The sequence below is a fragment of the Halolamina sp. C58 genome (assembly GCF_051195095.1).
Lineage (GTDB): Archaea > Halobacteriota > Halobacteria > Halobacteriales > Haloferacaceae > Halolamina.
Window position 1 is genome coordinate 148,186 of record NZ_JBNTJY010000002.1, and the last position, 9,241, is coordinate 157,426.

The window sequence follows — 9,241 nt, forward strand, 5'->3', positions numbered from 1 at the left end:
GGGGCGAGGAACAAAGGAGATTTTGTCCGTACCGCGCCCTTATGCAAGGAGCCCCCGTTGTGGGAGGTATGGAACGCAGAACGTTCCTCGCTGGCACCGCCGCGGCGCTAAGTGCGGTCGCCGGCTGTGTCGGCGAGCCGCCCGAGACGCCGGACGACGGGGCAGAGCCGACCGACACCGACGAGGAGACGGACACCGACACGCCGGGAACCGATACGCCGGCGGACGGCACGCCGGACGACACCGATACCCCGGGTGACACCCCGTCCGGGGCGTCGACGGCGATCGTCTCCCGATCGCTCGAACAGCAGGGAGAGTGCGACTCGGGGGGGAACGCGAGCATCAGCACCGAGGGCACCACCGTCACCGTCGAGGGCTGCATCACCGGCCGGAACGGCTGTATGTATCCCGCGCTGGCGGCGGCGAGCTACGACGCCGACGCAGACGAGCTCACGGTCCGCGTGACGACCGAGGACGAGTCCGATCCCGACGAAGCCTGTACGCAAGCGCTCGTCCAGCGCGGCTACCTGGTGACCGTCGAGTTCGACGGCTCGCTGCCCGGGACGACGACGGTGTTCCACGACAGCATGGACGAGGAGCGGCAGGTCGCCCGAGCCGAGACCGACGGCTGAGGCCCGCCCGCCGACGAACCGCCGTCGACCGCAGGACTAAACGCCGGGCTCCCGAACGGGCGGTATGGGCATCTTCGACTCGATCAAGTCCGTGCTGGGCACTCGGGCGGAGGCCGACGCCGCGAGCGCGGCCGACCCCGAGGCGCTGTTCGGCATGAGCACCGCCTACGTCACGATGGAGGCCGAACTCGGCTACGAGTCCGCCGGCGCCGCCGCGCTCTGTTTCTCCGAGGTCGACAGCACCGCCTTCGCCGACGCCGTCGACGAGGTCGAGGCGATCCTCCGGGCCGGCGAGATCGAGACCGGCACCGAGTTCCGCCGCCGGTCGGACGACCACGGCTACCACTGGGTGATTCTCGAGGACGACGACCCGGAGGATCTCGTGACGAGCGTCCACTTCGCCGCCGACGAGTTCGTCGAACAGGGGTTCGGCTCGCGGCTGCTCGCCGCCGCCTTCGGCTTCCAGAAGATCGACGGCGAGGCCGCCGAGTCCGGGGGAAGTTCGGGCGATCGCGGTGCGAGCGCGAGCCGCGCCAGCACCGATCGCGCCTACTGGATCTACTCGTTCCGCCGCGGCGCCTACTACCCGTTCTGCCCCACCGGCGACCACGACCGTAACACCAGGGCGGAGTTCAAGCTCCGGTCCGTGCTGGACGGCGAGCTCGAAATCGAGGACGACGAGTCCCGCTGGTACCCACTCTGGCCGGACACCACCGGCGGCCACCCCTGGGAGTGACCGTGACCGACGAGCCCGCGGTGTACGACCACTACCGACTGAGCGACGGAGCGGACGCCGGCGCCGTCTTCCGCGTCGTCGGCGTCGACGACGAGCGAGTGACCCTCCTCCGCGTCACCGACACGGAGGGGAACCGCGAGGCGACGGGTGAGTTGCGGCATGTCGCGCACGACCGACTCGACCGCGCGTTCACGCCCGCGGACAACCCCGATCCGCGCTTCGAGACGCCGGACTACCTCGCCGCCCTGCTGCTCGTCGGCGGCGTCGCGCTCGCGGTTCACCCCGCCGGCGACCGTCTCGGGGGCGCGATCCTCGCGGTCGGCGGCGGCTACCTCCTCTGGCGCCGGCACTGACGCTGCGTCATCCGTTTTGAGTCCTCGGCCGCGACGAGAGTGCTCACGCCACACGCCCACAGTTTCACTTTCACCCTACTGTTAACGAGGGTTTATCCCGGGTGACGCACAACGACTGGGTATGGCAGAAGACGACCTCGAAAGTCTCCCCGGCGTCGGCCCCGCAACCGCAGACAAGCTCACCGAGGCGGGCTTCGACAGCTTCCAGAGCATCGCCGTCGCGAGCCCCGGCGAACTGTCCAACTCCGCGGACGTGGGCGACTCGACCGCGTCGGACGTGATCAACGCGGCCCGCGAGGCCGCCGACGTGGGCGGCTTCGAGACCGGCGCGACCGTGCTGGAACGCCGCGAACGCATCGGGAAGCTCTCCTGGCAGATCGACGAGGTGGACGACCTGCTCGGCGGCGGGATCGAGACCCAGTCGATCACCGAGGTGTACGGCGAGTTCGGCTCCGGGAAGTCACAGGTCACCCACCAGATGTCCGTCAACGTCCAGCTCTCGAAGGAGAACGGCGGGCTCGACGGCGGCGCGATCTTCATCGACACCGAGGACACGTTCCGCCCCGAGCGGATCGACGACATGATCCGGGGGTTCGACGACGAGATCATCGCCGAGGAGCTCGAACGCCGCGAGATCGAGGGCGAGCCCGGCGACGAGGAAGCGATGGAGCAGCTGCTCGAGTCGTTCCTCGACAACATCCACGTCGCGAAGGCGTTCAACGCCAACCACCAGATGCTGCTGGCGGAGAAGGCGCTCGAACTCGCGAAAGAGCACGAGGAGGGTGACTGGCCGGTCCGCCTGCTCTGTGTCGACTCCCTGACCGCCCACTTCCGTGCGGAGTACGTCGGTCGCGGCGAGCTCGCCGAACGCCAGCAGAAGCTCAACAAACACCTTCACGAACTCGACAAGGTCGGCAACCTCCACAACGTCGCCGTCCTCGTCACGAACCAGGTCGCCTCCAACCCCGACTCCTACTTCGGCGACCCGACTCAGCCCATCGGCGGGAACATCCTCGGCCACAAGTCCACGTTCCGGATGTACCTCCGCAAGTCGAAGGGCGACAAGCGGATCGTCCGCCTCGTCGACGCACCGAACCTCGCCGACGGCGAGGCAGTCATGCGCGTGCAGGACGGCGGCCTGAAGCCCGAGTAAGCCCGCACCGCGGTCTCGTTTTCACTCGTCGGCGTCGTGAGCGGGCAGCGCGTCGACGTCCGCCGTCGTCGCGTCCCGGTCGTCGGGCAGCCGTTCGATGCAGTCGAAACAGAGGAAGAACTCGGCGCCGTCGGCCAGCTCGAGGTCCATCCCCTGCGTCGGGCCGTCGTTGCTGAACGACCAGAAGTCGCCGATACCGCCGCCGATGCGGACTCGTCGATCGCAGCCGTCACAGCGCTGAGTGGCCATCGGCGGCGCTTCGTGGCCGAGGCGGTTAGGGGCTCCGGCGGCGCACAGTCCCGGCCGGATCGCCGGCGCCACGGCTGCCCGGTCGGGCTGCCGGAGAAGGAGCGTTCGGATCAGTCGTCTTTGATCTCCTCGAACTGGTCGAGCAGGGCCTCCGCGGATTCGCCGGAGTCGTAGCTGACGGTCCCGCTGAACTCCTCTTCGGCCTCGGCGAACTCGGTGTCCGCCTGAGAGGTCAGCTGCTCGCGGCGTTCGTGTTCTCCCTCATCATAGGCACCGAATGACATGACAACTACTCTCTTTGTGGGAAGGTAGCATATACGTGTCGGTTAGTTTCACCTCGATCACCGTGACAGACGGGGCTTCGGGAGGCCTCGAAACGTGTAAACCCCCGCCCCGCGGAGTGAAACTGTGGCAAAGCCGCTTCGGTTCCGATACGCCCCCGGGTCGTGGTCCGAGGCGCGCGTTCGTAACGAGCTTCTGCAGGCGCTACAGGCCAACATGGGGGCGGAGATGACCGACCCGTGGTATCGGTCGCCGGACGGCGTCGACGCGGTCCGGTTCGAGATGGACAACGGCGACGTGGCGCTGTTCTGCTGGGACGACGACGCCGGCTACTGGATGGGCAACACCGAGACCCCCTCCGCACTCTGGCGCACCGACAAGGTCGGGTTCGAGGAGGTCCCCTACCCGATCCGGCGGTGGACCGAGCGGGAGCTGCTCGCCCAGCTCACCGAGGAGTCGCCGTGGCTGGAGGCGTACCCGCACCTCTCGTGGTTCTTCCTCCCGGTGTTCCTCTCGAAGGACGGCCGGGAGACCACCCGGGAGTTCTTCCGCGATCACGCCGCCGGCTTCCCCGACGCCGAGCGCGACGAGGCGCTGTCGTTCTACGAGGAGCTGCTCTCGACCGGCGCACTCGACGAGTACCGCGAGACGATGGCGGGCAAGCTCGGCACCTCCGAGACGATGGACCTCACACGGATGTCGGCGACGATGGGGGAGTTCAACGCCGCCGCCCTCCTCCTGGAGGCGGGCTACGAGGTGACCCCCGAGGCAGCGGTGACGACCGGCCACTCGATCGACTACCGCGCCAGCCGCGACGGCGACGACGAGGCGTCGCTGGTCGAGGTGACGCGGCCGCTCCCGCCGAAACACCGCGCCGCGGGCTCACCAGTGACCGCGATCCGGGAGACGGCCGAGACGAAATCCTCCGGCCAGCTCGAGGAGCACGGGGGCGGCGTCACGCTGTTCGTCGACTGCTCCTCGTTCCCGGACGACGACTGGCTCGCGATCGCCGGCGAGCGCCCCGAGGTCCGCCACCGACCCGCGGTCGTGTTCCGCGTCCGACCCTCGGGGCGTATCGAGGCCTACCGGAAGGGCGGGCTCCCGCTGGATCTCGGCGACGCCGTCGAGTGGGTCGACGGCTGACACCGCAAGCGGTTTCTCCCGCGGCCGACAGATTCCACCGATGAGCGTCGTCGCCGACCTCCACACGCACACGACCGTCTCCGACGGCACCTTCTCGCTCGACGGGCTGATCGAGACCGCCCGCGAGGCGGGGCTGGACGCCGTCGCCGTCACCGACCACGACCGCTACCACCCCGAGCTTTCAGTTCCGGTCGAGCGCCGCGGGGAGCTGCTCGTGGTCCGCGGGATCGAGCTCCGCGTCGAGACCGACCACGAGCGCGTCGATCTGCTCGGCTACGGGCTCGAACCCACCGACGCGCTGACCGCGGAGGTCGAACGGCTCCAGCAGGACCGCGTCGACCGCGGCCGGAAGATCGTCGAGAACGTGGAGGCGGAGTTGGGCGTCGACCTCGGCATCGACCCCCACCCGGGGCTGGGCCGCCCCCACATCGCCCGCGCGGTCGTCGAGAGCGACGCTGACTACGACGCCGTCGGCGACGTGTTCGACGACCTGATCGGCGACGACTGCTCGTGTTACGTCGCCCGGACCGTCCCCGACTTCGAGAGGGGCCGGGAACTGCTCGAAGAAGCGTGCGCGTTCGTCGGGCTCGCCCACCCGCTGCGCTACGACGACCCCGAAGCGGCGCTGGAACTGACCGCCGATCTCGACGCCGTCGAGCGCTACTACCCGTACGATCGCCCGGTGTCGCCCGACGACGCCGAGGCGCTCGATCCCCGACCCGTCGAGGCCGCCATCGCCGACCACGACCTGCTCGCGACCGGCGGCACCGACGCCCACGAGCAGGAACTGGCCGTCGACGGCCTCCCGCAGGCTGCGTGGGAGCGCGTCCGCGAGCGCCTGCCCGAGCCGGTCGAACTCGCGGAGAGTAACTGATTTATCCGCCACTCCGGTAACGCGGGCCGTGAACGAGGGGATCGTCGCCGAGATGCCGGGGTGGCTGCAGTCGCTGCTGACCTCGGAGTGGGCGTACGTCGTCCTGTTCGGGGTGTTCGTGCTCGAAGGGGCGATGCTGATGTACTTCGTGCCCAGCGAACTCCTCGTCCCGGGATCGCTCGCGCTGCTGGGCCACGGTCCGGACGAACTCCTCCCCCTGCTCGGCGTCGCCGTCCTCGGCGCCACCGTCGGGCAGGTCGCGCTGTTCACGGTCGCTCGGCGGGCCGGCCGGGAGTATCTCCTGCAGAACAGATGGTTCCGGGTGAGCGAGCGCACGCTGACCCGGTTCGACGGCTGGTTCGACCGCTGGGGCGGCTACGCGGTCGCCGGCAGCAACGCGATGCTGTTCACCCGCGGGATGCTGACGGTGCCGGCGGGGCTGGCGTCGATGGACCGGAAACGGTTCGTCGCCCTCTCGGCGCTGGGGACGCTCGTGTTCGAGTCGGCGCTCGCGGCGCTGTACGTGTTCGGCGTCGACGTGCTCTGGTGAGCTACTCCGCGCGGTCGATCTCGGTCTGCTCCCGCAGCGCTTCGAGCCCCTCGTCGTCGGCGAGCTCCTCGACGCGCTCCTGGAAGTGCTGCTCGCAGAGACCAACCTTGATGCCGTCCGTTTCCGCGGCGTAGACGGCATCGTCGTCGCAGTAGTGACACTTCATACACGAACTGCTAGGCGGGCCAGTCGGTTAAAATCGCGGGTCGCGGCCGACCGGAACGACGCGGTTTTGCCGCCGGAGGCGCTGTTGCCGGCATGGAGCAGCTCCCCCGTCCCGGCCGCGACGACGCCCGGCGCCCGCGGCGCCTGCGGGCCGACGGCGTCCGCTCGCTCGTCTCGGAGACCAGCCTCGACGCGACGGACCTGATCGCGCCCGTGTTCGTCGACGCCACGACCGACGAGCGCGTCCCGATCGAGTCGATGCCCGGCCACGAGCGCGTCCCCGTCGACGACGCCGTCGCCCGCGTCGAGGAGGTGCTCGCGACGGGCGTCGAGGCGGTGATGGTGTTCGGCATCCCGGAGTTCAAGGACGACCGCGGCACCCGCGCCTACGCCGAGAACGGCGTCGTCCAGCGCGCCGTCCGGCAGATCACCGCGGAGACGGACGCCTACGTGATCACGGACGTCTGTCTCTGTGAGTACACGGAGCACGGCCACTGCGGGATCGTCGAGGGCGGCGCCGAGGAGGACCCCCACCTCACGGTTCGGAACGACGAGAGCGTCGAACTGCTCGCCGAGACCGCGGTCTCTCACGCCGAGGCGGGCGCGGACATGGTCGCCCCTTCCGCCAGCCTCGACGGGATGGTCGGCGCGATCCGGGACGGACTGGACGACGCGGGGTTCCGGAACCTCCCGATCATGTCCTACGCCGCGAAGTACGAGTCGGCGTTCTACGGCCCGTTCCGCGACGCCGCCGACGGCGCGCCCGCCTTCGGCGACCGCCGCCACTACCAGATGGACCCCGCCAACTCGCGGGAGGCCCGCCGCGAGGTCGAACTCGACGTGACGGAAGGTGCGGACGTGCTGATGGTCAAGCCCGCGCTGCCGTACCTCGACGTGGTCGCCGACGTGCGCCGCGAGCACGACCACCCCGTGGCGGCGTACAACGTCTCCGGCGAGTACGCGATGCTGCACGCCGCCGCGGAGAAGGGGTGGCTCGATCTGGAGGCGGTCGCCCACGAGTCGCTGCTGTCGATCAAGCGCGCCGGGGCGGATCTGATCCTCACCTACTTCGCGGAGGACGTGGCGCAGTCGCTCTGAGTCGCGCTACCGTCCACGCCCGACCGCTCACGCGAGCGTGTCGCCGAGCGCGATCAACACGGCGAGGCTCCACAAGAACACGCCGAGTCCGTAGAGCAGGAGCGTGAGGCGGAGCGGAACTCCCGTACTCGTCTGGGGTAACAGCCCCGCAGCGTCGAACTCCGCCCCGCCGTCGTCCGTGCTTTCGGTGCCGCCGAGGCTCGTTCGCCCGGCGGTGCCGCCGTTGAGAACGGCGACGAGCAGGCCGACCGCCGTCAACACGAGGATGAACGCGAGCGAGTGCGTCGCGAGGTACACCGTTCCGACCGTGAGCAGGCCGAGGAGGCCGGTGTAGAGCAGGACTGGTTTCCAGAGGGCTCGGAGGGCCATAGGGATCGTCGTCGGAGCGAACGCGGAAATCCCTTCCGCCGAGCGGTGGCTCACGGGGAGGCCGGCTCGCACGGCGTTGGGCGTTTCCGGCGCGCTGCTCGCGGGTCGTTACACTCCCCGCTCGCTTCCCGAGGTGGTTTGCCGTCGCTCGGTCGTTACACTCCCTCGCGACGTTTGCCCACCTCGCGACCGAACCAAACGGTTTTGCGTCGCCGCGTGGACTCCCACCCATGGAGCCGTTCGACCGCGTGCTCGTCGCCGTCGACGGGAGCGAGGAGTCGACCCGGGCCGTCGAGTACGCCGTGACGGTCGCCGACACGTACGACGCCGCGGTTCACGTCGTCTACGTGCTCGGCGACGACGTCGCCGAGAACTACGAGTCGGAGGGGTACGCCGACACCGCCGAGGAGATCGCCGCCGAGCGCGGCGTCGAGATCGAGGCCTCCGCGGTTTCGGGGTTCTCGAAGAACCGCCTCACGCAACACCCCGGCAGCGTCGTGCTCGACACCGCCGAGGAGATCGGCGCGGACTTCCTCGTCGTCCCGCGGGAGCCACAGACCGGGACTCGCGCGGCCGTCTTGGAGAAAACGGCGGAGTACGTGCTTCGCTACGCGAGTCAGCCGGTGCTCTCGGTCTGAAGCCGGATCGCCATCTCCAGCTCGAAGCTCTCGGCATCGGTCGTCTCGAACCCGATCTTCTCGTACAGCCCGACCGCGGCGCGGTTCCAGCGCTCGACGGTGAGCCACACCTTTGTGATCCCCTGTTCGGCGCCGTAGCCCAGCGCCGTCTCGATCAGCGCGGTACCGATCCCCGCGCCCTGGTGGGACTGCAGCACGAAGATCGCGAGCTCGTACGGCGACTCCGTCCCGTTCTCCGGCACCAGCGTCACGTGGCCGATCACCTCCTCGCCGTCGAGGGCGAACACGTTGTAGCAGCCCTCGTCGAGGATACGGTCGAGCCAGTCCTCGAGCTGTGAGGGGCGACTCGGCGGGATCCCCTGTGCCCGGTCGGCGGGGTCGAACGCCTCGTACATCGCTCGCAGCGCCTCGCGGTCGCTCTCGCTGCCGTCGTACGCGCGGATCCGGATCTCTCGCTCCTCCGCGTCCTCGACGGTTCGGGGCGGCGTCGGGAGCTCCCCGACGGCGTCGTCGGGGTAGCGCTCTGGTCCGGTCATACTCACCGAACCAGCTTGACGGTCGTGTGCGCGTTCAGCAGGACGAACTCCGCGATGCTGCCCACGTTGATCTTCCCCATCGGGCTGGTCTGCCCGCCGCCCAGCGCGATCTCGTCGAACCCCTCGCGCTCGGCGATGTCGACCAGTTCGCTCCCCGGGTCGCCCTCGACCTGTCGGATCTCCGCGTCGAGGCCGGCCGCATCGAGCTCCTCGCGTGCTCGCTCGGCGACCGCGTCGCGCGAGCGCGGCGAGCGAGGGTTCTCGACGATCGCGATCGTGAGCTCGTCGCCGACCGCCGCCGCGCGCTCCACCACGGACTCGAGCGCGCGGATCGAGTCGTCGCTCCCGCCGATACCGAGCAGCACCTTCATGCCCGGCCGCATGACCGCTCGGCTGATAAACCCCGCGGGCCGGGTCGGCCGGCCGCGGTGGACAGCCCTATGTCCGTGGCTGTGTCAGGTGG

General features: G+C 69.5%; 15 protein-coding genes. 9 read left to right on the forward strand and 6 right to left on the reverse strand.

Going from position 1 to position 9,241, the window contains the following annotated elements:
* The first annotated feature begins 68 nt into the window (after nucleotides 1-68).
* The 4 genes from ACQUSM_RS11205 to radA all read left to right on the forward strand — a co-directional run bounded on the left by ACQUSM_RS11205 (nucleotide 69) and on the right by radA (nucleotide 2,874).
* Nucleotides 69-632: a hypothetical protein gene (locus ACQUSM_RS11205; protein ID WP_435118603.1), complete on the forward strand. Its 564-nt coding sequence runs from the start codon at nucleotides 69-71 to the stop codon at nucleotides 630-632.
* A gap of 64 nt (nucleotides 633-696) precedes the next feature.
* Nucleotides 697-1,368 carry a PspA-associated protein PspAB gene (pspAB, locus tag ACQUSM_RS11210; RefSeq protein WP_435118605.1) on the forward strand — a complete coding sequence of 224 codons (672 nt, stop codon included), beginning with the start codon at nucleotides 697-699 and terminating at the stop codon, nucleotides 1,366-1,368.
* A gap of 2 nt (nucleotides 1,369-1,370) precedes the next feature.
* Nucleotides 1,371-1,721 (forward strand): hypothetical protein, encoded by a 351-nt coding sequence (locus ACQUSM_RS11215; RefSeq protein ID WP_435118607.1) that lies wholly within the window; start codon nucleotides 1,371-1,373, stop codon nucleotides 1,719-1,721.
* A gap of 121 nt (nucleotides 1,722-1,842) precedes the next feature.
* Entirely contained in the window at nucleotides 1,843-2,874 is a 1,032-nt protein-coding gene (gene radA / locus ACQUSM_RS11220; RefSeq protein ID WP_435118608.1) for a DNA repair and recombination protein RadA, read from the forward strand.
* A gap of 21 nt (nucleotides 2,875-2,895) precedes the next feature.
* Here radA and ACQUSM_RS11225 read toward each other — a convergent pair whose 3' ends face one another.
* A complete protein-coding gene (locus ACQUSM_RS11225) occupies nucleotides 2,896-3,123 on the reverse strand; it encodes a DUF7561 family protein (protein ID WP_435118610.1) in 228 nt (75 codons plus the stop codon).
* Between the two features lie 110 nt (nucleotides 3,124-3,233).
* Nucleotides 3,234-3,407, reverse strand: a complete 174-nt coding sequence (locus ACQUSM_RS11230) for a DUF5786 family protein (RefSeq protein ID WP_202594682.1) — start codon at nucleotides 3,405-3,407, stop codon at nucleotides 3,234-3,236.
* 124 nt (nucleotides 3,408-3,531) lie between these two features.
* On the opposite strand from ACQUSM_RS11230, the gene ACQUSM_RS11235 reads away from it, so the two are divergent.
* The 3 genes from ACQUSM_RS11235 to ACQUSM_RS11245 are packed head-to-tail and all read left to right on the forward strand — an operon-like array spanning nucleotide 3,532 to nucleotide 5,972.
* Nucleotides 3,532-4,548, forward strand: a complete 1,017-nt coding sequence (locus ACQUSM_RS11235; RefSeq protein ID WP_435118613.1) for a DUF5784 family protein — start codon at nucleotides 3,532-3,534, stop codon at nucleotides 4,546-4,548.
* A 40-nt stretch (nucleotides 4,549-4,588) separates the two neighbouring features.
* Entirely contained in the window at nucleotides 4,589-5,422 is an 834-nt protein-coding gene (locus ACQUSM_RS11240) for a PHP domain-containing protein (RefSeq protein ID WP_435118615.1), read from the forward strand.
* A 52-nt stretch (nucleotides 5,423-5,474) separates the two neighbouring features.
* Nucleotides 5,475-5,972 (forward strand): DedA family protein, encoded by a 498-nt coding sequence (locus ACQUSM_RS11245; RefSeq protein WP_435119693.1) that lies wholly within the window; start codon nucleotides 5,475-5,477, stop codon nucleotides 5,970-5,972.
* A 1-nt stretch (nucleotide 5,973) separates the two neighbouring features.
* Here the strand turns inward: ACQUSM_RS11245 and ACQUSM_RS11250 are convergent, their stop codons facing one another.
* Nucleotides 5,974-6,138 (reverse strand): DUF6757 family protein, encoded by a 165-nt coding sequence (locus ACQUSM_RS11250; protein WP_435118617.1) that lies wholly within the window; start codon nucleotides 6,136-6,138, stop codon nucleotides 5,974-5,976.
* Nucleotides 6,139-6,230: 92 nt separating this feature from the next.
* Between ACQUSM_RS11250 and hemB the strand changes: the two genes are divergently transcribed.
* Entirely contained in the window at nucleotides 6,231-7,235 is a 1,005-nt protein-coding gene (hemB, locus tag ACQUSM_RS11255; RefSeq protein ID WP_435118619.1) for a porphobilinogen synthase, read from the forward strand.
* Between the two features lie 27 nt (nucleotides 7,236-7,262).
* On the opposite strand, the gene ACQUSM_RS11260 is transcribed toward hemB, so the two are convergent.
* Complete coding sequence (locus tag ACQUSM_RS11260) at nucleotides 7,263-7,604, reverse strand: hypothetical protein (RefSeq protein WP_435118621.1); 342 nt, start codon at nucleotides 7,602-7,604, stop codon at nucleotides 7,263-7,265.
* Nucleotides 7,605-7,834: 230 nt separating this feature from the next.
* Between ACQUSM_RS11260 and ACQUSM_RS11265 the strand changes: the two genes are divergently transcribed.
* Nucleotides 7,835-8,242, forward strand: a complete 408-nt coding sequence (locus tag ACQUSM_RS11265) for a universal stress protein (protein WP_435118623.1) — start codon at nucleotides 7,835-7,837, stop codon at nucleotides 8,240-8,242.
* On the opposite strand, the gene ACQUSM_RS11270 is transcribed toward ACQUSM_RS11265, so the two are convergent.
* Together ACQUSM_RS11270 and ACQUSM_RS11275 are read right to left on the reverse strand one after the other, a co-directional pair.
* The gene (locus ACQUSM_RS11270; RefSeq protein ID WP_435118626.1) at nucleotides 8,221-8,778 is read right to left on the reverse strand and encodes a GNAT family N-acetyltransferase; all 558 of its coding nucleotides are present in this window, start codon (nucleotides 8,776-8,778) and stop codon (nucleotides 8,221-8,223) included. The two genes, ACQUSM_RS11265 and ACQUSM_RS11270, sit on opposite strands and share 22 nt — an antisense overlap.
* A gap of 2 nt (nucleotides 8,779-8,780) precedes the next feature.
* Nucleotides 8,781-9,149 carry a universal stress protein gene (locus ACQUSM_RS11275; protein ID WP_435118628.1) on the reverse strand — a complete coding sequence of 123 codons (369 nt, stop codon included), beginning with the start codon at nucleotides 9,147-9,149 and terminating at the stop codon, nucleotides 8,781-8,783.
* Between the last annotated feature and the right edge of the window lie 92 nt (nucleotides 9,150-9,241).

Coding starts and splice junctions, on each gene's coding strand:
- ACQUSM_RS11205 (WP_435118603.1), top strand. CDS start 69: ATGGAACGCAGAACGTTCCTCGCTGGCACCGCCGCGGCGCTAAGTGCG.
- pspAB (WP_435118605.1), top strand. CDS start 697: ATGGGCATCTTCGACTCGATCAAGTCCGTGCTGGGCACTCGGGCGGAG.
- radA (WP_435118608.1), top strand. CDS start 1,843: ATGGCAGAAGACGACCTCGAAAGTCTCCCCGGCGTCGGCCCCGCAACC.
- ACQUSM_RS11225 (WP_435118610.1), bottom strand. CDS start 3,123: ATGGCCACTCAGCGCTGTGACGGCTGCGATCGACGAGTCCGCATCGGC.
- ACQUSM_RS11230 (WP_202594682.1), bottom strand. CDS start 3,407: ATGTCATTCGGTGCCTATGATGAGGGAGAACACGAACGCCGCGAGCAG.
- ACQUSM_RS11240 (WP_435118615.1), top strand. CDS start 4,589: ATGAGCGTCGTCGCCGACCTCCACACGCACACGACCGTCTCCGACGGC.
- ACQUSM_RS11245 (WP_435119693.1), top strand. CDS start 5,475: ATGCCGGGGTGGCTGCAGTCGCTGCTGACCTCGGAGTGGGCGTACGTC.
- ACQUSM_RS11250 (WP_435118617.1), bottom strand. CDS start 6,138: ATGAAGTGTCACTACTGCGACGACGATGCCGTCTACGCCGCGGAAACG.
- hemB (WP_435118619.1), top strand. CDS start 6,231: ATGGAGCAGCTCCCCCGTCCCGGCCGCGACGACGCCCGGCGCCCGCGG.
- ACQUSM_RS11260 (WP_435118621.1), bottom strand. CDS start 7,604: ATGGCCCTCCGAGCCCTCTGGAAACCAGTCCTGCTCTACACCGGCCTC.
- ACQUSM_RS11265 (WP_435118623.1), top strand. CDS start 7,835: ATGGAGCCGTTCGACCGCGTGCTCGTCGCCGTCGACGGGAGCGAGGAG.
- ACQUSM_RS11270 (WP_435118626.1), bottom strand. CDS start 8,778: ATGACCGGACCAGAGCGCTACCCCGACGACGCCGTCGGGGAGCTCCCG.
- ACQUSM_RS11275 (WP_435118628.1), bottom strand. CDS start 9,149: ATGAAGGTGCTGCTCGGTATCGGCGGGAGCGACGACTCGATCCGCGCG.